General features: G+C 65.6%; 26 protein-coding genes. 12 read left to right on the top strand and 14 right to left on the bottom strand.

Going from position 1 to position 24241, the window contains the following annotated elements; genetic code table 11:
- Positions 1–174: 174 nt before the first annotated feature.
- From moeB to BTH_RS01555, 6 genes are all read right to left on the bottom strand, one after another.
- A complete protein-coding gene (gene moeB / locus BTH_RS01530; RefSeq protein WP_009895099.1) occupies positions 175–1308 on the bottom strand; it encodes a molybdopterin-synthase adenylyltransferase MoeB in 1134 nt (377 codons plus the stop codon).
- Between the two features lie 121 nt (positions 1309–1429).
- On the bottom strand, positions 1430–2515 hold the full coding sequence (locus tag BTH_RS35505) for an alpha/beta hydrolase family esterase (protein ID WP_308412071.1): 1086 nt from the start codon (positions 2513–2515) through the stop codon (positions 1430–1432).
- Entirely contained in the window at positions 2455–3264 is an 810-nt protein-coding gene (locus tag BTH_RS01540; protein WP_009895101.1) for a redoxin domain-containing protein, read from the bottom strand. Before BTH_RS01540 ends, BTH_RS35505 begins: the two co-directional genes overlap by 61 nt.
- A gap of 150 nt (positions 3265–3414) precedes the next feature.
- The gene (locus BTH_RS01545) at positions 3415–4887 is read right to left on the bottom strand and encodes a coproporphyrinogen-III oxidase family protein (protein WP_009895102.1); all 1473 of its coding nucleotides are present in this window, start codon (positions 4885–4887) and stop codon (positions 3415–3417) included.
- Between the two features lie 105 nt (positions 4888–4992).
- Positions 4993–5601, bottom strand: a complete 609-nt coding sequence (locus tag BTH_RS01550) for a peroxiredoxin (protein WP_009895103.1) — start codon at positions 5599–5601, stop codon at positions 4993–4995.
- 335 nt (positions 5602–5936) lie between these two features.
- Complete coding sequence (locus BTH_RS01555) at positions 5937–6182, bottom strand: hypothetical protein (protein ID WP_009895105.1); 246 nt, start codon at positions 6180–6182, stop codon at positions 5937–5939.
- A 304-nt stretch (positions 6183–6486) separates the two neighbouring features.
- On the opposite strand from BTH_RS01555, the gene BTH_RS01560 reads away from it, so the two are divergent.
- From BTH_RS01560 to BTH_RS01595, 8 genes are all read left to right on the top strand, one after another.
- Positions 6487–7170, top strand: coding sequence for a class I SAM-dependent methyltransferase (locus tag BTH_RS01560; protein ID WP_009895107.1), 684 nt, complete (start codon positions 6487–6489; stop codon positions 7168–7170).
- A 19-nt stretch (positions 7171–7189) separates the two neighbouring features.
- Positions 7190–7537: a hypothetical protein gene (locus tag BTH_RS01565; protein WP_009895109.1), complete on the top strand. Its 348-nt coding sequence runs from the start codon at positions 7190–7192 to the stop codon at positions 7535–7537.
- Entirely contained in the window at positions 7527–8015 is a 489-nt protein-coding gene (locus BTH_RS01570) for an SAM-dependent methyltransferase (protein WP_223297089.1), read from the top strand. The genes BTH_RS01565 and BTH_RS01570 overlap by 11 nt, the downstream gene beginning before the upstream one ends.
- A 37-nt stretch (positions 8016–8052) precedes the next feature.
- Positions 8053–8886, top strand: coding sequence for a metal-dependent hydrolase (locus BTH_RS01575; protein ID WP_009895112.1), 834 nt, complete (start codon positions 8053–8055; stop codon positions 8884–8886).
- Between the two features lie 70 nt (positions 8887–8956).
- Positions 8957–9223, top strand: a complete 267-nt coding sequence (locus tag BTH_RS01580; protein ID WP_009915902.1) for a MoaD/ThiS family protein — start codon at positions 8957–8959, stop codon at positions 9221–9223.
- Positions 9224–9228: 5 nt separating this feature from the next.
- Complete coding sequence (locus tag BTH_RS01585; protein ID WP_011400866.1) at positions 9229–10464, top strand: acyl-CoA dehydrogenase family protein; 1236 nt, start codon at positions 9229–9231, stop codon at positions 10462–10464.
- A gap of 3 nt (positions 10465–10467) precedes the next feature.
- Positions 10468–11298, top strand: coding sequence for a hypothetical protein (locus BTH_RS01590; RefSeq protein WP_009895120.1), 831 nt, complete (start codon positions 10468–10470; stop codon positions 11296–11298).
- 290 nt (positions 11299–11588) lie between these two features.
- Positions 11589–13238: a xylulokinase gene (locus BTH_RS01595; protein ID WP_009895123.1), complete on the top strand. Its 1650-nt coding sequence runs from the start codon at positions 11589–11591 to the stop codon at positions 13236–13238.
- 68 nt (positions 13239–13306) lie between these two features.
- Here BTH_RS01595 and BTH_RS34195 read toward each other — a convergent pair whose 3' ends face one another.
- Positions 13307–13498 (bottom strand): hypothetical protein, encoded by a 192-nt coding sequence (locus BTH_RS34195; RefSeq protein ID WP_009895125.1) that lies wholly within the window; start codon positions 13496–13498, stop codon positions 13307–13309.
- 74 nt (positions 13499–13572) lie between these two features.
- Here BTH_RS34195 and BTH_RS01605 point away from each other — a divergent pair, with 74 nt between their 5' ends.
- A complete protein-coding gene (locus tag BTH_RS01605; protein ID WP_009895127.1) occupies positions 13573–14994 on the top strand; it encodes a pyridoxal phosphate-dependent decarboxylase family protein in 1422 nt (473 codons plus the stop codon).
- Here the strand turns inward: BTH_RS01605 and BTH_RS33085 are convergent.
- Positions 14975–15334: a hypothetical protein gene (locus tag BTH_RS33085; protein ID WP_127446351.1), complete on the bottom strand. Its 360-nt coding sequence runs from the start codon at positions 15332–15334 to the stop codon at positions 14975–14977. The two genes, BTH_RS01605 and BTH_RS33085, sit on opposite strands and share 20 nt — an antisense overlap.
- Entirely contained in the window at positions 15331–16230 is a 900-nt protein-coding gene (locus BTH_RS01610) for a membrane protein (protein WP_009895128.1), read from the bottom strand. Before BTH_RS01610 ends, BTH_RS33085 begins: the two co-directional genes overlap by 4 nt.
- A 184-nt stretch (positions 16231–16414) precedes the next feature.
- On the opposite strand from BTH_RS01610, the gene BTH_RS01615 reads away from it, so the two are divergent.
- Positions 16415–17836 carry a pyridoxal phosphate-dependent decarboxylase family protein gene (locus tag BTH_RS01615; protein WP_009895129.1) on the top strand — a complete coding sequence of 474 codons (1422 nt, stop codon included), beginning with the start codon at positions 16415–16417 and terminating at the stop codon, positions 17834–17836.
- A gap of 294 nt (positions 17837–18130) precedes the next feature.
- Here the strand turns inward: BTH_RS01615 and BTH_RS01620 are convergent, their stop codons facing one another.
- The 3 genes from BTH_RS01620 to BTH_RS01630 form a co-directional block, all read right to left on the bottom strand.
- Positions 18131–18559: a GFA family protein gene (locus BTH_RS01620; protein ID WP_025370081.1), complete on the bottom strand. Its 429-nt coding sequence runs from the start codon at positions 18557–18559 to the stop codon at positions 18131–18133.
- A 209-nt stretch (positions 18560–18768) separates the two neighbouring features.
- A complete protein-coding gene (locus tag BTH_RS01625; RefSeq protein WP_011400870.1) occupies positions 18769–19092 on the bottom strand; it encodes a zf-TFIIB domain-containing protein in 324 nt (107 codons plus the stop codon).
- Between the two features lie 105 nt (positions 19093–19197).
- Positions 19198–19953, bottom strand: a complete 756-nt coding sequence (locus tag BTH_RS01630; protein WP_009895133.1) for a TerC family protein — start codon at positions 19951–19953, stop codon at positions 19198–19200.
- Positions 19954–20090: 137 nt separating this feature from the next.
- On the opposite strand from BTH_RS01630, the gene BTH_RS01635 reads away from it, so the two are divergent.
- Positions 20091–20969 (top strand): LysR family transcriptional regulator, encoded by an 879-nt coding sequence (locus BTH_RS01635; RefSeq protein ID WP_038707679.1) that lies wholly within the window; start codon positions 20091–20093, stop codon positions 20967–20969.
- A gap of 27 nt (positions 20970–20996) precedes the next feature.
- Here the strand turns inward: BTH_RS01635 and hpaC are convergent, their stop codons facing one another.
- Complete coding sequence (gene hpaC / locus BTH_RS01640) at positions 20997–21539, bottom strand: 4-hydroxyphenylacetate 3-monooxygenase, reductase component (RefSeq protein WP_009895135.1); 543 nt, start codon at positions 21537–21539, stop codon at positions 20997–20999.
- Positions 21540–21913: 374 nt separating this feature from the next.
- Between hpaC and BTH_RS01645 the strand changes: the two genes are divergently transcribed.
- Positions 21914–22546, top strand: coding sequence for a response regulator transcription factor (locus tag BTH_RS01645; RefSeq protein ID WP_009895136.1), 633 nt, complete (start codon positions 21914–21916; stop codon positions 22544–22546).
- 62 nt (positions 22547–22608) lie between these two features.
- On the opposite strand, the gene BTH_RS01650 is transcribed toward BTH_RS01645, so the two are convergent.
- Entirely contained in the window at positions 22609–23982 is a 1374-nt protein-coding gene (locus BTH_RS01650; RefSeq protein WP_223297090.1) for an FAD-dependent oxidoreductase, read from the bottom strand.
- Positions 23983–24241 lie beyond the last annotated feature (259 nt).

The raw sequence follows: 24241 nt of genomic DNA on the forward strand, positions 1-24241 counted from the left end.
TATCCGGCGTAACGCGTGCCGTGCCGGCGGACGAGCGGATTCTTTCGAGAGCGGGGCGTCGTCGATGTGGGCGGCCGACGCGTTGGCGAGCGTGCCGGATCGCGCCGACTTCCTGAGTGGTTTCCCCATTTGCGCTCCCATGGTTCATCGAGACGACATGTCAGAGCGCCGCGCTCAATAGATCGGCATCGCGGGATCGACGCACGCCGCCCAGGCGCGGATGCCGCCCGACAGGCTTCGCACGCTCCCGAATCCGGCCTGGCGCAGGAGCGCGGCGGCCATGCTGCTGCGCTTGCCCGCAAGGCAATAGACGATGATGTCCGCGTCGCGATCGACCTCGTGCAGCCGCTCGCTCAGAACACTCATCGGGATGTGCTTGGCGCCCTCGATCCGGCAGATTTCCCACTCGTTCGGATCGCGCACGTCGAGCAGCGTCAATTTGATCGACGGATCGCTCAGCATCGATTGCAATGCCGCCGCCCCGATTTCCGCGGTCTCGGGAAGCGGCATCGCGCAAGCGGGCTGAGCGGCCTGCTCGCGCACCAGGTCGCGAATGACGGGGCGGGCGCCGCAGATCGGGCAATCCGGGTCCTTGGAGAGCCGCAGTTCGTGCGTGCGCATGCTCAGCGCGTCGAACGTCAGCAGTCTTCCGATGAGCGGCGTTCCGATGCCCAGGATCAGCTTGATGACCTCCGTTGCCTGAACGACGCCGAGCAGGCCGGGCAGTACGCCGAGCACCCCGCCCTCGGCGCAGTTGGGGACTTCGCCGGGGAGGGGCGCCTCGGCGAACAGGCATCGATAGCAAGGGCCGTGCTTCGCGTGGAACACCGTCGCCTGCCCGTCGAACCGGAAGATGCTCGCATGGACGTTCGGCTTGTCGAGCAGGACGCAGGCGTCGTTGATCAGGTAGCGCGTGGGGAAGTTGTCGCTGCCGTCGGCGATGATGTCGTAGCCCGCGCAGATGTCCAGCGCGTTGTCGGGCGTCAGCATCGCGTCGTGAACGACGATCTCGATTTCAGGGTTCTGCGCGCTCAGCTTCTCCTTCGCCGATATCACTTTTCTGCGGCCGACGTCGCTCGTGTGATGGAGGATCTGCCGCTGCAGGTTGCTGACGTCTACGACGTCGCTGTCGACAAGACCGAGACGTCCGACGCCCGCCGCCGCCAGATAAGTGGCGAGCGGCGATCCCAGGCCGCCCGTGCCGACGCACAGTACGCTGGCCGCCTTCAAGCGGCGCTGCCCATCCATTCCTATCTCGGGCATGATGAGGTGCCTGCTGTAGCGTTTGATCTCGTTATTCGACAGCATAAGATACTCCGTCTCGTCAGCAATGTTTAGCGTCGAGCCCGCTCCGCGCGCCGGGACGTCCGGCGCGACGGGCGGTACCGGTTCGCCGCCCCGCGAGGCCGTGGCGACGGAATCGCGCGGGTCAGCCCGACTGCAACGACCTTGGCTTCGGCGCGGCCGCGCGCGCACGGTTCGCTGCGACCATGCGGAAGAAGTGCCAGATTTCGAGCGGCGCGTCGACCGCGGTGCTGGTTCTGCCGAACAGGCGCGGGAATGTGTAGCGCGGCTGGGGAATCGTGTGTCCGCCGCCGTGAATCGTGATCAGTACGTTCTCGTCGCCCCACGCATCTCGCATCGCACGGGTCTGGCGATCCCGGGGAAACAGGTCGCCCGCTTCGTCGCGACGGTGCTGCGCATTCGGGCGGGCGAACGAGCGCGCGGTTTCCTCGGCGGACAGTACCGGGCCGAGCGCACGCAGGCCGTACGGAGAGAGTTCGCCGCCTCGATACGGATTGATCGGGTCCGCCGTGCCGCTGATCGTCATCATCGGCACCGCCACGCGCCTGCCCGCGTGTCTGCAATCGGCCGGCGCGGGCCGATTGGCCGAAATCGCGGCAAAGCCGGCAAGCTCGTTCGCCATCTCGAGTGCGAGGCGGAAGCACATGTGCCCGCCGTTCGAAAATCCGACGACGAAGACGCGAGATCGATCGATTCCATAAACGGATGCAAACCATGCGATTATTTCCCGCGTGAAGCCGATGTCGTCGACGTTGCGCCGCGTCGCCGCGTTCCTGCGCCCTTTCTGGCAGGTATTCCAGTTGCCGCCGACGCCGCGCGGATAGGCGAGCGCAAAGCCGTTCGCGTCGGCCAGCGCGTCGAATTCGAACGCCGTGTATTTCCGGATCTGTTCCGGCGTACCGGAGCCGCCATGGAAGACGATGACGAGCGGCGCATTCGGCGGCAGGGACGGCGGCGTGACATGCAGGAACGTACGGACCGTGTCGCCCACGCACAGCGATTCGACGCGCGGCGGCGGCGCCGGCTGTCGGTCCGGCGAACGCATCCGGCCTCTGCAAAGGGCGAATGCGCAGACGCTTGCGAGCAAGCTCGCAAGCGTACCCAAGGCGGCGGTGGTCGGGTGCATTTCGATGGACGATCGTGGTCGGTTCAGTCGTTGTGCTGCGCAATCCGCTCCGCCTCGGTGAGCTCGTGCGCGAGCGCGAGCCATCGTGTCGACGAGAGGAACGTCTGCCTGGTTTTCGTCGGATTGAGTCGCCGCACGTCCGCGGCCACGAGATTCCCGTTCCGGTCGAACAGGAAGCCGCTCTCGTGCGGCAGCAGCATGCCCCACACGCGATGCGACAGCGGCGGGGCGATGCGAACGCCCATCGCTTGAAACAGGTCGCCGTTGGGGTCCGCGGCGAATGTGAGCGAGATGCCCTTTGCGCGCCACCAGTCGTCGTGGCGGCGCGCGCTGACGGCCAGAACGGCAACCCCGAGGGTTTCCAGGCGATGCGCCACCGTCGAGAGATCGGCGAGATGAAGCCTGGAGTAGGGGCACCAACTGCCTCGATACAGGATCAGCAGCAGCGGCCGGCCGTTCGCGAATCGCGCGAGATCGATCGGATGATGGCCGAGGCGCGCCCATCCGTTCCCGGAGCGCGGAGCAGAAGCCGCCCCGGTTTCGCCGCCGGCGGGCTCGGCGATGTCGTGCCGGCGCTGGACGGACGCGGGAAGTTCCAGGTCGCGTTTCAGCACATCGTCCGGTGTCTCGGTGAGCGGATACAGCGATCGCTTCATGAAGGCGTCCACCGAGAACGCCCAATCCATCCGGCTGCCCATGCGGTAGCGCGGCCAGAGCAACGGAATGAGCAGAAAGCGGATGCCGACCCACGCACCGGCAAGCGGCGTGCGCAGCGCGGCGACGTACGGGGAGTGGCGGCGAATGCGCGGTTCGTTGGATGTTGTCACGATCATGGGCACGGAGTGTCGGCGCTGAGTCCGATCGTCAGGCGGCGTTTCCCGACCGCGCGGCCGCGTTGCGCGCGAATCCGCTGGGCGGCCGACGCGATTCGCTCGCGATCTGCCGACCGGCCGGACGGATTGCCGGCGTGCGAAGGCCGGCGTTCAGGCCACCTTGTTGCAGACCGCCGCGGTGAACGAACCGATGCGCTCGTGCAGGTATACCGAGATGATTTCCTCGTGCAGCGCTTCCCCGTTCAATGTGGGCAGGAACGCATTGCCGTTGTCGGTCGACCGGATCAGGCCCTTGGTGAGGAGTTCCGAAAAGACCGTCTTGAAAGGCTCGTCCTCGGCGAGATCCACGCCGTACTCGCGCTTGAAGCGGTCGATCTCGATCGGCTGACGGGATTTGTACGCGAAACCGAGCGCGGTGCCGACGGCCTGATTGCCGGTAAGCAGACGCCCGAAGGCGAGCGGCGGCGTGTCGCTCGATTCCATATGGTGGAGGTAGCCGCTGATGTCGGAGCCGTTGTGCGTCTGGATCACGCTCTGGTTGGCGCCCGCGAGCCAGCCGTATGCGCCGGGGCCGAATGCCAGCATGGTATCGAAGCGCTGCCATTTGTTGCGGGACACGCGGGGAATGTTGCCGTCGCGATACGTGCCGGGCAGGCTCCACCAGCCGCACGGGCTCGGCTGATAGCCGTTTCGCACGAGATGCTCGACCGCGCGCTCGCGCATCTCGTAAGTCGCACCCAGCGTCGGAAAGAGGCCTTGCTCGACGAGCCGGTTGCGAACCTTCGGCACGTTCCACACGGCCCGGTTGCCGATTCCCATTGACTGCCGGTCCGCGTTGCGCAGCCGATAGATCGTGATGGTCGGGACCCTGAGTTCGACGAGCGTGCGCAGATCCTCCGAGACCGTTTCGGGCGTCTGATGCGGAAGGCCGAACATCATGTCGACGTTGAACGGGAAGCCGGTGCTGCGCAGGTTGAGGATCGCCTGGCGCGACATGTCCGGCGTATGGCCGCGATTGGTGAACTGGTTCACCTCCGGCGTGAAGGATTGCACGCCGACGCTGAAGCGGTTGAATCCGATATCGCTGAGCGCTCGGACTTTGTCGATGTCGCAGAAATTGTCCGGATTGCCCTCGATGTTCAGCTCGCATTCCGGCGTCACGTGGAACGTCGAGCGGACGTGATCGAGAATGCGCAACAGATGCGCCGGAGTGAGGACAGCGGCCGTGCCGCCGCCGATATAGAAGGATTCGATCAGCGCGCCGGTGATCCACGGAACCTGCTGGGCGTACAGCGTGGATTCCTTGATCAACGCATCCGTCCACCGATCGAGCTGGGCGTCGCGCGATGTCGGCGAGGCAAGCTGCTTGACGTAGTTGCAGAAGTGACAGATGTATTCGCACAGCGGAAAGTGATAGTACAGATGCGCGGGCTTGCCCCGCCCGGGATGTCGCTTGTAGCGCTCGAACAGCGCATCGGGCTCGAGGCGCTCGCCGTAGTTCGCGGTGACGTTGATGTTGTAGTCGTCCCGTTCGATCTGCAGCTCCGGGTGACGGTCGAGAAGCGCGCCCAGATTGGGCTCGTATTCGATCGTCTCCGGAAAGTCACACGCTCTGACGTTCATTGGGGCCTCTCAGTTGATTGTTGTCGCACGACGACTGTGTGATGGAACGGGGCGTCGCCCCGCACGGTCCGGACCGACGGCGGGGAGCGTCGCTCGGCGGCTTCTTCAGCGCGCATTCGTGTTGTCCGCCGACAAGCGACGAACCCACGCGAGCGCCTGCTCCACATGCTCGACCGCGCTCGCGCCCGCGATCGTGGCGGCCACCTTGCCGTGCGGGGCGATGACGAAAGTCGTGCGCGGCACGCGGTCATGGTCGTTGGGCTCGCCGCGCGTGTCGGTTTTGCCGTGCGGGGCGGGCTCGACGGCCAGGCCGAAAGCGCGGGCCACCCGGCCTTGCGCATCCGAGGCGACAGGAAACCTGCCGCCGCAGTACTGGGGATCGGCCGAGAACGCTTGCAGTCGTTCGATGCTGTCGAGGGACACGCCGACGACCGAGGCGCCCGCGGCGGCGAACTGGTCGATGTCGCGGGCGAACGCGTGCGCCTGGGCGTTACATCCGCTCGTGAAGGCGGATGGGTAGAAATAGACCACCACGGCGCCTTTGTGCAGCGCGTCCTTCAGCGCGTAGTCCAGCGGGCGGCCCGCCCGGGAGGCGGGCAGGGAGAAGTCGGGAGCGGCGTCTCCCGCTTGCAGGACGGCCTGCGCCTGCGGGAGATCCTGTGCGTGGGGAGCGATATCGCGAGATCTCGCCAAAGTGGGTTGATGGCTCTGCATATTTAATGATCCGGAATATTTGCTTGCGTCGAACATGGCCCGCAGAGTGCCGAGCGGGAACATGTATTCCCCGTGCGGTGCGCGAGCCGCGGCGTGAGTTTTTTTGAATCGCCTAATTGGTTTTATGAGTTGAATCAACCCTATTTATTGGGGGTTTCTTTCGTCGATTTATTCCTGATGGATAGACTAAGTAAAGTCGTCGTTACGTGTTAGCTCGTTTTGTCTCAGAAAGATGCGGTTTTGTCTCACTCGGCAATCCGCCGATCGTCAGCGAAATTGGAGCGAAATCGCGTTGATTGAATTCGACGTGCGGTACGTACGACGGCGCCGACGCATCAAGGCGACGCCGTATTTCCGATCGCGGGCGGCTCGACGTGATGCGGCGCCGCCGCGCCGGCACGCGCCGCTCGGACGAGGAAAATAATCTCGCGAACCACTGATAGACGGTACGGCATGGAATCGGGCGCGCTGATGAAGCGGGGTCGAAAGTGAAATGAAAAATTGATCGCGTGCAAGCGGTTTAATGAATCGATTGCGATCGCCATCTTTTCGGGCGGATTGCCGAAGCCGGTTTTGTCCAAAGATCATGCAATGCCGGCGTGAGACAAATTGGCATCTTTCTGAGACAAAACGAACTGTCTGCGCGGCGGCGATTTAATTTAGTCTGTGTTCGAAGTGATGCGGCGGATTTGCCATGCCGGGCAGCGTTTCCGCCGGAGCGAAACTCCATCGGCCGGCGGCGCGCGGCGAAGGGCTTGTCGAGCCGTCTTGATCGGATAAACGGGAGCTACACTCATGTCGTCTACGCACGCGAGCGCAAGATTCGATGCGATTGCTGACAACTATGCGCGCAGCGAGGTTCACGAGAGCAGTCCTTCTCTCACGATGCTGCGTGCGCTCAGCGACGGGCGGACGGACCTGGACGTCTGCGACGTCGCGTGCGCCGCCGGCCATTCGGCGTTCGCGTTTCTGGGCCGCGCGAAATTGATGTGCGGCGTCGATCCGTCGCCCAACATGCTGCGCAACTTCGTCGCGCTGGGGCGGGCCAGAGGGGCGCCGGTTCGCGCGGTCGAGGCGTATGCCGAATCGATGCCGCTGCCCGATCAGGGCTTCGACTTCGTGGTTTGCCGGTTGGCCGCGCACCACTTCCACGACATTGCCCGCGCACTCGCCGAATTCCGTCGCATTCTCCGGCCCGGCGGCAGCGTCGTCATCATTGATCTGCAAGGCGACGACGATCCCGAATGCGACGGCGTGAACCACCAGTTGGAGGTGCTTCACGATCCGACTCACGTGCGCAGCTATACCGTTGCGCGCTGGCGCGAACTGCTCGAGAACGCGGGGCTGCGCATCGCGACGCTGGAGCGCGACCTCACCGAGCGCCCGGGCGGGGTCGGTCTCGCGCGCTGGTGCGATATCGCCAACTCCGGCGACGCCGCGTACGCGGCGATGGTCGCGCTGCTTGACGCAACGCCGCGGGCGACGCTCGACGCGATCGGCGTGCGCCGCGACGACCGGGGCTACACGGTGCCCGTGCGGACCTGCTTCATCGAAGCACAAGCTCGATAAGACGATTCCCGAGCCGACCATGCCTGTCATTCACATCCTGCACCGACACACCGGAGACGGCGTGTCATCGCTTCTGCAGCAGATCTGCGAAGCCGTGTGCGCGGCAACCGATATCCCGCTCGACAAAGTCTGGGCGTTCTGGCATCCGGTCGATCCCGCGTTGGCCTGGCGTGCGGACTGGTACCGAGAGCCGAGGGGCGGGCCGGTTGTCAGGATCTTCTGCCGTCGCAGTCATTCCGCCGCGCGGGTGCAGGGCATCGTGGCCGCGGTGCGGTCGACCTTGGCCGCCGCGCTCGGATGCGGTTTCTCCACCGTGTTTGTTCAAGTCATCCGCGTTGAAGACGAGGAGGTATTCAGTGTCGGCTAGTCAAATCACCATGGTTCCGATCGGCAAGGTGGCGTCGCCGCGTGTCGAGTTGATCGACGATCACTGGGGAGCGATCGAATCGACGATCACGATCGATTCGCCGGCGCTGTCGGACGACGCGCTGATGGGGCTCGATACGTTCAGTCACATCGAGGTGATCTACCACTTGAATCAGGTGCCTTCGCAAGAGATCGAGCGGGGCGCGCGGCATCCGCGCGGGCGCGCCGATTGGCCGAAGGTCGGGATTCTCGCGCAACGCTCGAAAGGGCGTCCGAACCTGATCGGCGTGTCCCGCTGCCAGTTGCTGTCGGTCGAAGGCCGAACCTTGCGCGTGAGGGGGCTCGATGCCGTCGACGGCACCCCCGTGCTGGACATCAAGCCGTACCTGGAGGAGTTCGGGCCGATCGGAAGGGTCAGCCAGCCAGCCTGGAGTCACGAGGTCATGAAGGACTACTACATCCTGCAACCTTCCGAGTGAGGGAGACGGTCGCCGCGGCGGCCGCCCGAAAATCGCCATGCGCCCACAACCTGACAGAGTCATTCCGGTTCGCCGGGTTCGACCGCGTTTCGACGACGTCGAAGGCCGCCTGTGGTTCGGCGGCGATCGGTTCCGCACGGCGCTGTTCAACGCGTACACGATGCTGCTGTGCGACGAGTTCGAGTTCGTCGCCATCGCGCGCGATTACCTTCCCGCGATACGCGACGAGCATCTGCGGCGCCAGCTCAAATCATGGCTGGGGCAGGAAGCCGCGCACGGCGTCCAGCACCGGAAGGCCTGCGATTACCTGGATCGCGTCGGCCTGCGGTACCGCGGCTTTCACAAGGTCGAGAACTTTCTCGTATTCCGGTTCCTGTTTCCGCTGCTCGGACGGAAGCTGCGCATCGCGCTGATCGCGGCGCTCGAGCATATCAATACGCTGATGGGCGAGATGTGCCTGCGCCGGCCGGATTACTTCGCGCGGGCGAACCGCGAACTCGGGCTGCTGCTGAGCTGGCATTTCGCCGAGGAAATCGAACATCGCGCCGTGATTCACGACGTCGCGGACGCGGCCGGCGTGGGCTACGTCACCCGGATCACCGTCGGCGCCTTCGCGTTCGCGCTCTACAGCGGAGTGCTGTTCGCGACCACTTTCTGGTTCGCCGCCCAGTCTTCGGATCTGTTGCGGCCATCCACGTATGTCCAGTGGTTTCGCTTCATGTTTGTCGACGAGCGCTTCGCACAGTTCATGCTTGCGTACGCTCGGGCATACCTGTCGCCGCATTTTCATCCGCTGAAGCGCGATTCCGACCATTTCGCCGAGGCGGTGTTCCGACGCCTGGCGCCGGCGAGAACGGTCGCAGGCGGATGAGCAAGCACATCGGCGCCGTTTTGCATCGCTTCGCCGTCGTTCGAGCATGACCCCATCCGGAGGACTCGCCATGAATATCGTCTTGTCAGGTGTGCTGCAGAAATACGCGCAATATCAGCGCGAGCACTCGCTGGCCGCGGAAACGGTTCAGGAGGCCATCCAGTTGCTGGTGGGACGATTCCCCGCGATGGGCAACGTGCTGCTGGATTCGGCCGGTCATCCGCGCAAGGTGCATCGCATGTTTCTGAACGGCCATCAGATTTCGCCCGAACAAGTCGGCCAATGCGTGAAGCAGGAAGACAGGCTGGAGATTCTGACCGCGATCGCGGGAGGTTGACGCGCATGCTCGCTCCTCAATTGGACGTGATCGCGCCGGGTGGGCCTGTGTTGCGGCACGCGGACGGGCTCTTCGAGCTGCCGCCGCCCGAGGACGCGACGCGCGACGCGACGAGCCGCTGGGTCGACCGGTTCGCAGGCGATCTGCTCGACAAGGTGTCGCACGAGGCCGCGCAACTGGACCGGGCCGGCGCGACGCTCCGGCGCGAGGTGATGACCGAGGCGGCCCGCTGCGGATTGCTCGGAGCGTCGCTGCCGCGTCGCGTCGGCGGCCTCGGCATGTCGCTGCTGGGTTGGGGGCACGCGCTCGAGCGCGTGGGTTATCTGTGCGACGACGCTTCGTTCGCGCTGAACGTCAGCCTGTTTCAGTCCGTGGCCAACATGCTCGCCGCGAGCGGCAACGCCGTGCTGATCGAGCGCTATGTCGCGCCCGTGTGCACCGGAGAGCGGCTCGTCGCGTTCGCCTACACGGAAGAGGCGGATGCGTTCAGCATGAAGAGCACGCTGCGCGCGCATCGCGGCGACTACGTGGTGAACGGCGCCAAGGTCATGGTGACGGCCGGTGCGATGGCCGACAGCTACATGACGTATGTGATGAACGAGGCCACCGACGACATGGCGGTCGCGATGATCGACCGGGATGCGCCGGGCGTGCACGTGCAGCCGATCGAGACGATGGGCCTGCGCGCGAGCGGCCTCGCCGCAGTTCGCTTCGATTCCGTGCGCGTGCCGAAGGAGCAGTTGCTGCTCGCGGAGAACGGCCTGGACCACGTGCAGAATTTTCTGAATCCGCGCCGCGGCATTCTGTGTTGCGCGCCAATCGGGCGCATGCAGCGTATCGTGGACGAGTGCGTGAAGATGTTGTCGGAGACGGTCCGGCACGGCGCGCCGCTGACGAGCATGCAACTGATTCAGGCCCGGCTCGGCCGGATGCAGATGAAGGTCCACATTTCGAAGGCGCTCGTCGATCCCGCGCTGGACTGGCTGGACCAGAACGCGACGAACAATCATCTCGAGGAGATCGTGTCGGCGGCCAAGCACGAGATCACCGAGCATGCGATTGCCGTCGCGCTCGACTCCATTCGGCTCACCGGCGCGCGCGGCTACGCGCATGCGAACCAGTTCGAGCGGTATCTTCGCGATTTCTGCGGATTGATCTCCGGCGCCGGTTCGCAGGACGTGCTGGAGGTCAACATGGGCTTGCTTGCGGTCGCCCGCGCGGCGGGCCGGACGACGGGATGAAAAATGGCGCGCTATTCCACCCTGCAGGTTCTCAACGATACGAGTCTCTTCGATTCCCGCCAGTTGCTGCCGCGAAGCGTGCTGGCGTGCACGATGAGAGTTTGGGCGCAGTGGCTGAAGGATCACCTTCGTCCTTTTCCGAAACTGATCCGGGAATTCGGATTCGGCGTTGTCGTCGTGCGGCAGAGCATCCGTTACGAACGGCCCTTCAGTTTCTTCTCGGCCGACGAGTTCCTGGTGCATTGCACGATATCGGTGCGCCAGAAGCGTCACTTGCTGCTTGGCGACGTCCAGTTCATGAACGGCGACGAGCGCTTCGCGCATCTGCAGTGCGCGATGCGGCCGCTCGCGATCGAGCGCGGCAGCGACCTGGGCGCGATGCCGGCTCGCGTCGAGGGGGCGGTGCTGGACATGTTCCTCCCCGACGAGATCTCGAATGACGCAGTGGAGCGGCCGCTGCGCAAGACACTGGGTGCGTTGTCGGCGGCATCGGCGATCGCCACGGCGACGCGCGCGATCCGGATCTGCCGGCACGATTCCGAAGCGGCGGACCAGTGGTCATACATAGAAGTCGTCGCGAATGCCGCGAGCGCCCGCGAGGCGATGATCCTCGAGGCAGCGCCCGCGCAACGCAGTGAGTTGCAGGCCGGGCTGGCCGCTCCCCTCGGCGGCATCGAGATCGAGATCGACCGGCCGCTGTTTCTGTTCGATTCCGCCGAAATCCATTCGACCGCCTATCGAATCGGAGACTGCCTCACGTTCGTGCATGTCTATCGATCGAGCGTCGGGGGCAGCCACGAACACGCGACGGTCGTCGAGCGATTTGCGATCTGATCGCCGATCCGCCGGTGCGGAGACGGCGAGCACGGCAGAGGGCGATTGCCGGAAAAAGGCGTTTCGAGATCACAAGAAAACTCAGATGCGCCACGCTCGCGAGCCGGACAATCGTCTCCGTTGAGTCATCGCTCGCGTACCGCCGAATGCCGGCGTTGCCCGGCACTTGCCGATGTCCTGTTGACCAGTCGACATCATTGCCTCGTTCTCGCGTGCGTTCTTCCCATCGCGGGCATCCCGAGCGCCGCCGCCGAACCCTTTCGCGGCGCTCTCTCGACTATGCTTCAAACATGTCTCGCAACGTCCCGACGAAAGGAGGCGCGATGGCCGAACCCGGACCCTGCGTGCTGGCGATCGATCTCGGCACGAGCGGCCCGAAGGCCGCCGTCGTTTCGCTCGACGGGCGCGTCGTCGCGGCGGCGCGCGATGCGGTTGCGATGCTGCGCGTGCCGGGCGGCGGCGTCGAGCAGGACCCGCTCGATGTCTGGCGCGCGGTCAGGCATGCATGCGGCGTCGCGCTGCATGCGGCGGGCGTCGCGCCGCGCGGCGTGCTCGCGGTTGCGTGCAGCAGCCAGTATTCGTCGATCGTGCCCGTCGGCGCCGACGGCGCGCCCGTCGCGAACATGATGCTCTGGCTCGACCGGCGCGGCGCGCCGCGCGCGGTGCGCGACATCGCGGGTTGTCCGGCGCCGGCCGATTCGCTGCTGCGGCAGTGGCGCTGGCTGCGCGTGCATGGGCTGCCGCCCGTCGAAGGCGGCATTTCGCTCACGCACATGCGTTATCTGAAGTACGCGAAGCCCGACGTCTACGCACGCACCGCGGCGTTTCTCGAGCCGATGGACTATCTGAACCTGCGCTTCACCGGACGCATGTGCGCGAATCAATGCACGGCGTTCATGTCGCTCGCGGTCGACAACCGCCACCTGAACGCGACGCGCTACGATCCGCGGCTGGTTCGCTATTCGCGCATCGACCCGGACAAACTGCCCGAGCTGCTGCCCGTCGATGCGATCGTCGGCCGCGTGTTGCCCGACGTCGCCGACGAGCTTGGCCTGTCGCGCGACACGCCGGTGGTCGCGGGGCTGAACGACACGCAGGCGGGGGGCATCGGCGCGCATGCGTTCGCGGGCGATCATGCGGCGCTGTCGATCGGCAGCTCGAGCGTGATGATCGCTCACGTGCGATTCAAGCGCACCGACATCCGCCATGCGATCCTCAGCATGCCGAGCCCGGTGCCGGACACGTATTTCGTGATGGCGGAGAACGGCGTCGGCGGCGCGGCGTTGAAGCACTTCATCGAGCAGCAGGTCTATGCGGACGACCCGTTCGGCGCGCTGCCGCGCGACGATTGCTTCGCACGCCTGCAGAAGGCGATCGACGCGACGCCGCCCGGCAGCGGCGGGGTGATGTTCATGCCGTGGCTGGCGGGATCGCTCGCGCCGCGTGCGGATGCGTCGATGCGCGGCGGCTTCGTCAATCTCGGACTTGACGCGACGCGCAGCCATCTCGCGCGCGCGGTGCTCGAAGGCGTCGCGATGAACCTGCGCTGGTTGCGCGGCCCCGTCGAGGCATTCGTGAAGCGGCGCTTCTCGCACTTCGCGCTCTACGGCGGCGGCGCGGAATCGGATGCGTGGTCGCAGATCGTCGCGGACGTGCTGGGCGCGCCTGTTCACCGCATCGAGCAGCCGCAGTACACGACGTGCGTCGGCGTCGCGCTGCTTGCGTTCCAGCGGCTCGGTTTGCTCGGCTTCGACGACTTCGCGTCGCGCGTGCGGATACGCGGCGTTTGCGAGCCGAATCGCGCGAATGCGGACGTCTATGCGGAGATGTCGGCGCAATTCGTCGAGGCGTTCACGCGCAACCGGCCGATTTTCAGGGCATTGCAGCGCAATCTGCGTGAACCGCGGGCATCGCCGGTTGCGGGGCGATCTCTCTTCTGAACGGCGCGCGCGGCTCGCGAACGCCGGGTCTTGGGCGCGCGCGCGGCGCACGCGACGCCGCCTCGCCGTCACGGCGGCCGTTGCCGCATGGTGTCGAAACCGACGAGAACGATCGAGCGTTCGCGCAACGATGCGGCGCATTCTTCAATCCATCGATTTCGTATCGAAAAAAAAACAATATCGATGAACGTCGATCGGATAATCGTCTGATATATTTTTCCGGCTTCGGCGATGCGTGTCGCCCGCGTCGTCGATCCCATGCAACCGCACCCGGCAACATTCGAACCCACACAGGCGCGCCGATCGACATCGGCACGACGAAGGAGAGAACGTCATGGATCTGGAGGAAGGCATCAGGCGGCTGTATCCGTATGCGGAGGAATTCGGCGTGACGCGAGGTTTTCCGGAACACGGGATGCCGCGCGACGCACTGCTCGCGCAATTGCGCTCGATGGCGGAGCGCGAGGACCGCAACTGGGAAAGCGGGCGTTGCTCGGGTGCGATGTATTCCGGCGATCGCGACCATCACGCGTGGCTGAACGAAGCGTATTCGATCTTCAGTCACGTGAACGCATTGCGGCGCGACATGTGCCCGAGCATGAACCGGATGGAAAGCGAGATCGTCGGCATGACGGTGGCGATGCTGCACGGCGAAGCCGTGGCCGCGCATCATCCCGGGCAGCGCGCGTGCGGAATGATTACCCTCGGCGGCACCGAGAGCATCCTTGGCGCGACGCTCGCGTATCGCGAGAAGGCGCGGGCCGAGCGCGGCATCGATCGGCCGCGGATGATCTGGCCGGCGTCCGCGCATCCCGTGTTCCGCAAGGCCGCGCATCTGTTCGGCTTCGACGTGACCGTCGCGCCGGTCGATCCGGACACGATGCAGGTCGACGCCGATTTCGTGCGCGATGCGATCGACGCGGATACGGTGATGCTCGTGGGCTCGGCGTGCAATTACCCGTACGGCACGGTCGATCCGATCGAGGCGCTGTCGGAGATCGCGGTCGAAAAGGAGGTGTGGCTGCACGTGGACGGCTGTCTGGGCGGCTGGATGCTGCCGTGGGGCGAGGAGCTGGGTTATCCGAACATTCCGGCATTCGATTTTCGCCTGCCTGGCGTCACGTCGATCTCGGCGGATACGCACAAGTTCGGCTACGGCCCGAAGGGCGGCTCGGTGCTCGCGTGGCGCGACGCGAGCTTTCGGCGCTATCAGTATTTTTTGATGACCGATTGGGTGGGCGGCGTCTATGGCTCACCTGGCCTGGCCGGCAGCCGCTCGGGCGGCCTGATCGCCGCGACGTGGGCGGCGCTGCGCGGCCTCGGGCGCGAAGGCTACCGCGCACGCGCAAGGGCGATTTTCGATACGGCGTTCGACATGCAGGCCGCGGTTCGCGCGATTCCGGAACTGCGCGTGCTCGGCAAGCCGACGTTCTGCTTCGCGTTCGCGTCGGACGCGTTCGACATCTATCACGTGAACGATTTCATGCGGCAGCGCGGTTGGCGTCTCAACGGCTTGCGGCACCCCGACGCGCTGCAGATGTGCGTGACGGAGCCGCAGACGCGGCCGGGCGTCGCCGACCAGTTTCGGCGCGATCTCGGCGCGGCGGTGGAGCATGCGCGACGCCATGCGCGGGAACGCCCGAAGACCAGCGGCATCTATGCGAGCGACGCGACGGGCGTCGACCTGAGCGACGACGCGCGGGCGAGGGCGTTCTTCACGCAGGTGATCGATCTGTTCACGGATTGCCCGCTTTAGCCGGCAATGCAGCGGCTGCCGTGTCGCGCATCGCATTCGCGGCGCGGCGGCCGGCATCGTCTTCGAGCGCTTCGGATTGCGCTTTGGTCTGCGCTTCGCGGCGCGACGCGCAGCCGACGTCGGTGTCATCGAGACCGGGGGCGGCACGAACGCGCGAACGTTCGTTTCCCTGTCGATCTGCGGCTGCCGCGGTGCATGTTCGTCCGGCGGGAATCGCTTCGCGGCCGTTCGCGATGCTCCTTCGGTTGCCGGTACGCAGCGCTCGCCGGAAGGCTCGCGCCAGCGAGGCCGTGGCCCGCGCGCCCGCGCGGCGCGGGACGCGCAACGGCCTGCCGCTCAACCAGGCGCGTAGCACACGAGCCAGTCCCTGACGTAATAGCACTTCCAGCTCGCGTTGATCGGCAGGTTCAGCGCAGGAGGCGGCGGCGTGGCGGGCTTCGGATCGTCCGGGCCGCTCGCGCGGCTCGACTGGTCAACGGACACCGGATACGGCACGTTCGCGACGATGCCGCCGTACTGCTTGCCGAGCACGAAGCCGACAGGCGTCACCAGCATGTAGGCGCCCGGATTGCCCGACGTTCCCGTCGACCAGACCGGCCCTCCCTTGTTGTACACGACGAGATTGCCGTCGGGCTGCATCGCGACGCTGTCCGCCGCGAAGCTCTTGTTCCACAGGTAATGGGTGACGTTGTTGAAGACCTGCAGCGATTGGTATCCGTTGAGCACCGGGAAGTTCAGGCCGAACGGATAGCCGGCGACTGTCGTGAGCGCGCCGCTGTTCGGCGTGATCGATGCGAACGGCCAGGTGAACGAAGGATAGCCGCCCTGCGGCGGATAGATCGCGACGACGCCGAAATCCTCGACGACGGCATACGAGCCCGGAATCGGCGCGGGGCCGAAATACCAGTTGCTCCAGACGACGTCGTTGCCCGCGTAGAACACGAGCCGGCCGTCGGTCTGCATCACGAGCCGGTCGCCTTTGCCGACGTAGAGCGCGCCCTCGGGCTTCGTTCCGTAGATTTGCGACATCGAACTTGCGCCCCACGCCTGCGTCGGGAACTTGTAGTGGAAATAGAGCTTGCCGGTTGCCGCGTCGATGCCGAATGCGAAATTGCCATTGTTCGATATCACGTATTGTCCCGCCACCAGCGTGCCGCCCGATGGAATGATCGCCCCCGCCATTGCGGACATCGACGAAAACAGCATCAACAAGAGCGCCAATGCGTATTTCTTCATGGGATGTTCCTGTTTTTTATTAGGATGTCGTTCTAATCATAGTGTGGACAAAAGGAACGTCCAGGGAATTTTTAATGTGTTAATTAGGCAGCCTTAAATCGATCGGCGAGGCCGGACCATCGGACGCGCCGTGGACATCGGCGCGTGTCCGCCCGCCGATGCCCGCCTCGAACAGGAGGGTCTCATGGATCTCGAAGAAGGCATCAAGCGGCTCTATCCGTATGCAACGGAATTCGGCGCGATGCACGGATTTCCGGAACATGGGTTGTCGCGCGAGCGCTTGCTCGACGAGCTTCGGTCGATGGCCGTGCGAGAAGATCGCAAGTGGGAGAGCGGCCGCTGCTCGGGCACGATGTATTGCGGTGACCACGAACATTATGCGTTCCTTAACGAAGCGTACGGGCTTTTCAGCCACGTGAACGCGCTGCAGCGCGACCTGTGTCCGAGCATGAGCCGGATGGAAAGCGAGATCGTCGGCATGACGGTGGCCATGCTGCACGGCGAAGCCGTGGCCGGGCACGGCGGCGCGCATCGCGCATGCGGCGTGCTGAGCCTCGGCGGCACCGAGAGCATTCTGAATGCGACACTCGCGTATCGCGAGAAAGCGCGCGCCGAGCGCGGCATCGATCGGCCGCGGATGATCTGGCCGGCGTCCGCGCATCCCGCGTTTCGCAAGGCCGCGCATCTGTTCGGCTTCGATGTGACCGTCGCGCCGGTCGATCCGGACACGATGCAGGTCGACGCCGATTTCGTGCGCGATGCGATCGACGCGAATACGGTGATGCTCGTGGGCTCGGCGTGCAATTACCCGTACGGCACCGTCGATCCGATCGAGGCGCTGTCGGAGATCGCGGTCGAAAAGGAGGTGTGGCTGCACGTGGACGGCTGTCTGGGCGGCTGGATGCTGCCGTGGGGCGAGGAGCTGGGTTATCCGAACATTCCGGCATTCGATTTTCGCCTGCCTGGCGTCACGTCGATCTCGGCGGATACGCACAAGTTCGGCTACGGCCCGAAGGGCGGCTCGGTGCTCGCGTGGCGCGACGCGAGCTTTCGGCGCTATCAGTATTTTTTGATGACCGATTGGGTGGGCGGCGTCTACGGCTCACCTGGCCTGGCCGGCAGCCGCTCGGGCGGCCTGATCGCCGCGACGTGGGCGGCGCTGCGCGGCCTCGGGCGCGAAGGCTACCGTGCACGCGCAAGGGCGATTTTCGATACGGCGTTCGACATGCAGGCCGCGGTTCGCGCGATTCCGGAACTGCGCGTGCTCGGCAAGCCGACGTTCTGCTTCGCGTTCGCGTCGGACGCGTTCGACATCTATCACGTGAACGATTTCATGCGTCGACAAGGCTGGCGCTTCAACGGGCTTCAGCATCCAGACGCGCTGCACATGTGCGTGACGGGGCCGCAGACGCAGCCGGGCGTCGCCAAGCGGTTCCGGCAGGATCTCGGCGCGGCGGTTGACTACGCGCGACGTCACACGCATGCGCGCGCGCAATCGAGCGGCGTTTATGGCGGCGATTCGGCGGGGCTCGATTTGCGCGACGACGCGCAGGCGAGGGCGTTCTTCACGCAGGTGCTCGATTTGTTTACCGACTGTCCGCTTTAGATCGCGAGATAGGGTGTGGTGCGCGCCGGTCGGGCATCGGCGCAGGATCGATCGCACGTCGCCCGTCGCGCATGGCGTAGCGGGACACGCGGTGGAACCCGAAGATCGGGCGGCCGTCCGCGGTGGCGGCTTCGGACGACGGGGGCGGTTAGCGGAGGTTCGTGCGCGAACGGCCGGATTGCCGGATTGCCGGATTGCCGGATTGCCGGATTGCCGGATTGCCGGAGCGGCGGCCTGCCGGCTCGTGGCGCGATGGTCGCCGCGTCGCGCCGCGAGCCGGCGCCTGGGCGCCCGTCAAGCGTCGTCGGTCGGCCCGTCCCAGCCGTCGAGATATTTCGGCAGATCGTCGCGCACGTCGACGATCCGGTGCCGATAGAACAGATGCATCGTCGGCCGCAGGCCGGCGGGCAGTTCGCCGCCCGCGGCGCGCGCGACGATCGCATTCGGCACGACGCGCATCCCGAGCCGGTTCGTGCCGAACACGGTCTCGCCGCACGTCGCGCAGAACGCGCGGGACAACCGCCGAGTCGGGTGCGCGAACGAGGCGACGTCGCCTTCGGCGACGATCACCTGCCCGGCGGGCCATGCGGTTGCCGACAGCATCGGCGCGCCGTAGAAATCGCGGCAAGCCATGCAGTGACAATGGGCTCTCGCAGCCGGCTCGCCGGTCAGCTTCACGCCGACGGCGCCGCACAGGCATCGGAGGGATCGCGTTGCGCTCATGGTTTCTCCTGCGGTGGGCGCGCAGTATATAGATACCGCGCGCAATTGTCGGCGCGAAGCGCCGTTGTCGCGCGCATGCGGTGCGCCGGCGATCGGATCGCACGGCGAGCGTCCTGTTTCGACGATCGGCGGGCAACGCGCGAAGCGCATTGCCGCGTCGCCCGCACCGGACGATCCGGCGATCGGATGAACGAGTGCCGACGCGCGTGTCAATCGAAATCGAACATGTCGAACAACGATTTTTTCTTCCGGTATCCGCCGTGCCGCGATCGGTCGTGCTCGTCGTAGCCGTGCGCGTCGTGCCGCCGCCGGTCGCGATCGCCGTGATCGTAACGCGCGAGCGGTGCGTCGCGGCCGACCTCGCGCGCCGCATCGCGCCGTCGCTCGTTCGCGTCGTCATCGGCGCGGGCGATGAGCTTGTCGAGCTCGCTGCGGTCGAGCCACACGCCACGACACGTCGGACAGTAGTCGATCTCGATCGATTGCCGTTCGGTCATCAACAGATCGGGCGTCACGCAAACAGGGCATTTCATCGTGCAACTCCTTCCAAGGGCGCGTGGACGCGCCGCGCTTCGTTACCGCCGCGCGCGGCCCGTTCGGGGCGGGCCGCGCAACCGTTCACCTGGCGTCGCGGCGCGTCACTGCGCGGCGATCTGCTTCGCACGCTTGCTCCTCGCGCGCCGAGCGAGCATGTTCATCCCTTCCACGAACGCGGAGAACGCCATCGCCGCGTAGATGTAGCCCTTCGGCACGTGCGAGCCGAAGCCCTCCGCGATCAGCGTCATGCCGATCACCATCAGGAAGCTCAGCGCGAGCATCACGATCGTCGGATTGCGATCGATGAAGCGCGACAGCGGGCCGGCCGCGAACAGCATCGCGGTGACGGCCGCGATCACCGCGACGAACATGATCGGGATGTGCGTCGTCATGCCGACCGCGGTGACGATGCTGTCGATCGAGAACACGATGTCGAGCATCAGGATCTGGCTCACCGCCGCCCACATCGTCAGGCCGGCGCCGTTCGCCGCGCCGCCCTCGCGCGTGCCGTCGTGGGATACGTGATGATGCATCTCCTTCGTCGCCTTCCAGACGAGGAACAGGCCGCCCGAGATCAGGATCAGATCGCGCCAAGAGAATGCGTGATCGAACAGCGTGAACACCGGCGCGGTGAGCCGCGCGATCCACGCAACCGTGCCGAGCAGCGCGAGACGAAAGATCAGCGCGAGCCCGATGCCGAGGCGTCGCGCGCGCTCGCGCTGCGCTTCGGGCAGCTTGTTGCTCAGGATCGAGATGAAGATCAGGTTGTCGATGCCGAGCACGATTTCCATCGCGACGAGTGTCACGAGCGCGGCCCAGACGGCGGGATCGGCGGCGAGGGTCAGCAGGTAGTCCATGGTCGTGGTGAGGGGGACGGATGGGTGAAGTATCGAAGGGGGATGATCGGCGTTTTCGGATTTCGGAAAAACCAGTTTGAAACTGAATTATCATTCGGTTTTTACGAAGTTTGGATGACGGCGGAGCGACGGGCGCGATGCTGAATTTTCGCCATTTGTACTACTTCTGGGTGGTCGTGAAGGAAGGCGGCTTCGCGCGCGCGGCCGGCCGGCTCGACATGGCCGTGCAGACGATCAGCGCGCAGGTGCGCGAGCTGGAGCGATCGATCGGGCACCAGTTGCTGAAGCCGGCGGGCCGCGGCGTGACGATGACGGACGCCGGGCAGGCCGCGTTCGCGCGCGCCGAGGAGATCTTCCGGATCGGTCAACTGATCGAGGACGAGGTGCGCGAGGCGGCGCGCGGCGAGGGCGTGCGGCTCGCGGTCGGCCTGACGGACGGCATCTCGAAGCTCACCGCGCACGCGGTGCTCGAGCCCGCGCTCGCGGCGCCGTCGCTGCGGCTGCTGTGCCACGACGGCGAGTACGAGGCACTGCTCGGCGAGCTCGCGCTGCATCGGCTCGATCTCGTGCTCGCGGGCGAGCCGGCGCCGCGTCGCGCGAACCTGCGGCTCGCGAGCGAGCGGATCGTCGCGTCGCCCGTCGACTGGTACGGGCCGACGGCGATCGCATCAGCCGCGCGCGGTCGCTTTCCGCAGTGCCTGGCCAAGCTGCCGGTGCTGTTGCCGACCGGGCACGCGGCACTGCGCGCGCGGCTCGACCGCTGGTTCGACGCGCATGGTATCCGGCCGCGGATCGTCGGCGAGTTCGAGGATAGCGCGCTGATGGCCGTGTTCGCCGCGCGCGGGCTTGGCGTGTTTCCGTTGAGCGAGCCCGGCGCGGGCGATCTCGCGCTGCTGCGCGGGCTGCGGCGGCTCGGCCGCGCGGACGGCGTGACCGAGGAGATCTACGCGATCCGGTCGCATCGCGGCCAGCATCATCCGCTCGTCGCGCAGGTGCTGGCCGCGGCGCGTGACTGAGCCGCGCGCGTTCGCCGCCGCGCGGCCTCAGGCGGCCGGCCGCGCGATTCGATGGAACGCGCGGCCGAAGTAGACGAGGCCGTCGCCGTCGCCGCGCACTCGGATCGCGTGCGCTTGGACGAACATCACCGCATGCGAGCCGACTTCCTTCGATTCGACGATCGTGCCCTGAAGGCTCGCGAGCGCGTCGCGCAGCACGGGCACGCCATGCGCGCCTTCGTCCCACAGGGGCAGGTTAAAGCGCGCATCCATCGGCAGGCCGGTAAAGCCGGCGAAATGGCGCGCGAGCAACTCGTGCTCGCTCGGCAGCACATTGACGCATACGTTGCGGTTGCGCAGGAAGGCCGCATGCATTGCGCTCGATCGGTTGACGCAGACGAGGAGCGTCGGCGGCGCATCCGTCACCGAGCACACGGCGCTCGCGGTGATGCCGCAGCGTCCATGCGGCCCCGCGGTCGTCACGACATTGACCGCCGCGCCGAGATGCGCCATCGCCTGGCGGAACTGCCGGCGCGCGTCGTCGGCGTCGAGGGCGGCGCGCGCGGCCGGCGCGCTCGAACGGTCTGGCATGGTGTCTCCTGAGAAGGTTGAACGAAGCGCCCGTCTGGCGAAGCGTCGAGGCGCGGACATCGCCGCGATCGTTTTCCGGCCGGATGAATGAAGCGTAAGGCACGCGGCGCCCGAAGAAAATTCGCGCGATTGACACGCGAGCACGCGTTGTCGCCACGCGAGCTAAAGATTTCACCTAGTCGCACGGGTAGACTCGGCGAGCATGGCGATGTCGGTGGCGCAAGGGGTTTTCATCAAGAATTGCGCTGGTTATGATGTGCTTCGACGGGAAGCTTGACGCTCGTCATGAAGCGCACGCGGCATTCGCAACACCGGGAAGACGGCGCGCAGCGCACGTTCGATACCCGTTCCTTTTTACGCGCACAGAGGCAGGCATGACGGCACCCGCTCCGGTCGTATATATCGTCGACGACGACAGCGGGATGCGTACGTCGTTGTCGTGGCTGCTCGAATCGGTCGGCGCGAAGTCGCTGGGCTTCGCGAGCGCCGCCGATTTTCTCGCGCATTTCGATCCCGATGTTCCCGCGTGCCTCGTGCTCGACGTGCGCATGCCGGAAAGCAGCGGCTTCGACGTGCAAGCCGAACTCAATGCGCGCGGCGCGACGCTGCCGATCATCTTCGTGAGCGGCCACGGCGACATTCCGATGTCGGTGCGCGCGCTGCAGAACGGCGCGATCGATTTCGTCGAGAAGCCGTACAACTCACAGCAAATGCTCGAGCGCGTGCAGCGTGCGATGAAACTCGCGATGCAGCGCCATGCGGCGGACTGTCGCCGGCGCGAGTTGCGCCGGCGCATCGATGCGCTGACGGCGCGCGAGAAGGAAGTGCTGCGCGGCGTCGTCGACGGCAAGGGCAGCAAGCAGATTGCCTCCGATCTGTCGATCAGCGTGAAGACGGTCGACGTGCATCGGGCGAGCATCAAGGAGAAGCTCGGCGCAACGTCCATCGCGGCGCTCGTGCGAGACGTGATGGGCGTATGGAGCGGCGAGGCGCCGCCGAGCCGATAAGCCGCGCGCCGCGCCCGAACCGCGCCCGCGGTGCTCGGGCGGCCGGCCGCACCCGAGCCGCCTCACTTCGCGCGCGGCTTCTCGAGCGGGATGCTGAGGTCATGCCGGAACACGTTCCGCGGATCGTATCGGTTCTTGATCGAGATGAGACGATCCAGATGCTTGCCATAGTAGCTGTCGAACAGATCGCGGCCGTGCGCCCACTCGTCCAGGTCGTCGTCGCCGATATAGCCGCCGACGGTGTACGGATAGAACAGCTCGTAGCATTCGTTGAGCCAGTTCAGGCGATTGACGCCCTGTTTGGCCGCGACGGATGCGGCCTGCAGGCTTGTTCCGTCGCTCTCGATCCACACCGACATGCCCATCAGCAACGGGCAGCCGCGCGCCTTGATCGACGCGCGCTCGGCGTCGGCCGCGGCGTACTCGGGATCGAGGCTCAGAATCTGAAAGCGCGTGCCGCTTGGGTTCTGCCGCGCGGCGATGCCGGCGAGCTGTCGGATCGCCTCGTCGGAAAGCCCTTCTTTCATGAAGCCCGCCTTGATCTTCATGAATCTCAGATGCTCGTCCTGCTCGCGCCGGATGTTCGCCAGGTCGTCGTACCACGGTGCGGAAGTCTGGGTCAGGCCGATATTCCTGACGATATCGATATAGTCGATCTTCAGGAGCTCGGTCTTGTCGGAATCGCCGAACTCGGCCTCGATCTCGCGGATCAGCTCGCCGAGCGCGTCGCGGCTCGGCGCGACGATCGTTCCGGTGATTTCCAGAAATCCCTGCCAGCCGACGATCATCGTCGTGACGTTCTTTTCCGAGCGCAGGCTGAAGTCCTGCATGCGCTTGAACACGGCGGGAAAATCGATCCTGTCGAGCGCATAGTCGAAAGTGAATTTCGCCGCGTGCTCCGGTGCGTCGCTCAACCGGAAGCGGTAGTGGGTGACGATGCCGAACGATCCCGTTCCCGATCCCTTGAGCGCCCACAGCAGATCGCTGTGCTGCGATTCGTTCGCGACGACGAGGGTCCCGTCCGCGAGCACCACTTGCGCCTCGACGATCCGGTCGGTCATGCTGCCATAGGCCTTCGCGAACATGCCGTAGCCGCCGCAGCTCGCCTGCCCTCCCACGCCGACGCTCACGCAGATGCCGGTCGGCAGCATCTTGCGTCCGTGATTCCAGGCCTGTTGCGCGACGTGACCGAGCAGCGCGCCCGTTTCCACGATCGCTTCGTTCTTCGCCGGATCGATGTGGACCGCCCGCATGTTGACGAGATCGACGACGAGCCCGCCGCCCTCGACGCCGCCCAGGCTGCTGCCCTCGAACGAATGGCCGCCGCTTCTGGCGTTGATTTTGCGGATGCCATGCGCATTGGCGAGCTTCACGATCTCGGACACTTGCAGCGCGTCGTTCGGCTGAACGACGCAGGCGGGCGCGAACTGCGTCATGACGTTCCAGGAGGCGCGCAGCGCCGCAAAGTCGGCGTCGCCGGGTTTCGAAACGACGATTTTCGGAAATGCCGATTTCACTGCATTGAAAAAGTCACTCATTGTGCCCTCGTTCGCGTGTTGAGTAGGGTGCGCGCCGATCGATCCGACGAGCGAGGCGACGCCCGTTGCGGATGGCCGATCGACGGCGCGAATTCATTGTGCGATGCGAGGTGGACAAGGGAAAGACGAGCGTTTGCCGAATTTGGCGGTGTTACCT

The organism is Burkholderia thailandensis E264 (assembly GCF_000012365.1).
Taxonomy (GTDB): Bacteria; Pseudomonadota; Gammaproteobacteria; order Burkholderiales; family Burkholderiaceae; genus Burkholderia; species Burkholderia thailandensis.

Bases quoted from the DNA above. Each gene is read 5' to 3' on its own strand.
- BTH_RS01630 (WP_009895133.1), bottom strand. From the start codon at position 19,953: ATGGACTACCTGCTGACCCTCGCCGCCGATCCCGCCGTCTGGGCCGCG.
- BTH_RS34195 (WP_009895125.1), bottom strand. From the start codon at position 13,498: ATGGGATCGACGACGCGGGCGACACGCATCGCCGAAGCCGGAAAAATA.
- BTH_RS01610 (WP_009895128.1), bottom strand. From the start codon at position 16,230: ATGAAGAAATACGCATTGGCGCTCTTGTTGATGCTGTTTTCGTCGATG.
- BTH_RS01650 (WP_223297090.1), bottom strand. From the start codon at position 23,982: ATGACGCAGTTCGCGCCCGCCTGCGTCGTTCAGCCGAACGACGCGCTG.
- moeB (WP_009895099.1), bottom strand. From the start codon at position 1,308: ATGCTGTCGAATAACGAGATCAAACGCTACAGCAGGCACCTCATCATG.
- BTH_RS01560 (WP_009895107.1), top strand. From the start codon at position 6,487: ATGCTGCGTGCGCTCAGCGACGGGCGGACGGACCTGGACGTCTGCGAC.
- BTH_RS01550 (WP_009895103.1), bottom strand. From the start codon at position 5,601: ATGCAGAGCCATCAACCCACTTTGGCGAGATCTCGCGATATCGCTCCC.
- BTH_RS01575 (WP_009895112.1), top strand. From the start codon at position 8,053: ATGCGCCCACAACCTGACAGAGTCATTCCGGTTCGCCGGGTTCGACCG.
- BTH_RS01590 (WP_009895120.1), top strand. From the start codon at position 10,468: ATGGCGCGCTATTCCACCCTGCAGGTTCTCAACGATACGAGTCTCTTC.
- BTH_RS01645 (WP_009895136.1), top strand. From the start codon at position 21,914: ATGACGGCACCCGCTCCGGTCGTATATATCGTCGACGACGACAGCGGG.
- BTH_RS01625 (WP_011400870.1), bottom strand. From the start codon at position 19,092: ATGAAATGCCCTGTTTGCGTGACGCCCGATCTGTTGATGACCGAACGG.
- BTH_RS35505 (WP_308412071.1), bottom strand. From the start codon at position 2,515: ATGGCTCGCGCTCGCGCACGAGCTCACCGAGGCGGAGCGGATTGCGCA.
- BTH_RS01585 (WP_011400866.1), top strand. From the start codon at position 9,229: ATGCTCGCTCCTCAATTGGACGTGATCGCGCCGGGTGGGCCTGTGTTG.
- BTH_RS01565 (WP_009895109.1), top strand. From the start codon at position 7,190: ATGCCTGTCATTCACATCCTGCACCGACACACCGGAGACGGCGTGTCA.
- BTH_RS01545 (WP_009895102.1), bottom strand. From the start codon at position 4,887: ATGAACGTCAGAGCGTGTGACTTTCCGGAGACGATCGAATACGAGCCC.
- BTH_RS01635 (WP_038707679.1), top strand. From the start codon at position 20,091: ATGCTGAATTTTCGCCATTTGTACTACTTCTGGGTGGTCGTGAAGGAA.
- BTH_RS01615 (WP_009895129.1), top strand. From the start codon at position 16,415: ATGGATCTCGAAGAAGGCATCAAGCGGCTCTATCCGTATGCAACGGAA.
- BTH_RS01595 (WP_009895123.1), top strand. From the start codon at position 11,589: ATGTCTCGCAACGTCCCGACGAAAGGAGGCGCGATGGCCGAACCCGGA.
- BTH_RS01605 (WP_009895127.1), top strand. From the start codon at position 13,573: ATGGATCTGGAGGAAGGCATCAGGCGGCTGTATCCGTATGCGGAGGAA.
- BTH_RS01540 (WP_009895101.1), bottom strand. From the start codon at position 3,264: ATGATCGTGACAACATCCAACGAACCGCGCATTCGCCGCCACTCCCCG.
- BTH_RS01620 (WP_025370081.1), bottom strand. From the start codon at position 18,559: ATGAGCGCAACGCGATCCCTCCGATGCCTGTGCGGCGCCGTCGGCGTG.
- hpaC (WP_009895135.1), bottom strand. From the start codon at position 21,539: ATGCCAGACCGTTCGAGCGCGCCGGCCGCGCGCGCCGCCCTCGACGCC.
- BTH_RS01580 (WP_009915902.1), top strand. From the start codon at position 8,957: ATGAATATCGTCTTGTCAGGTGTGCTGCAGAAATACGCGCAATATCAG.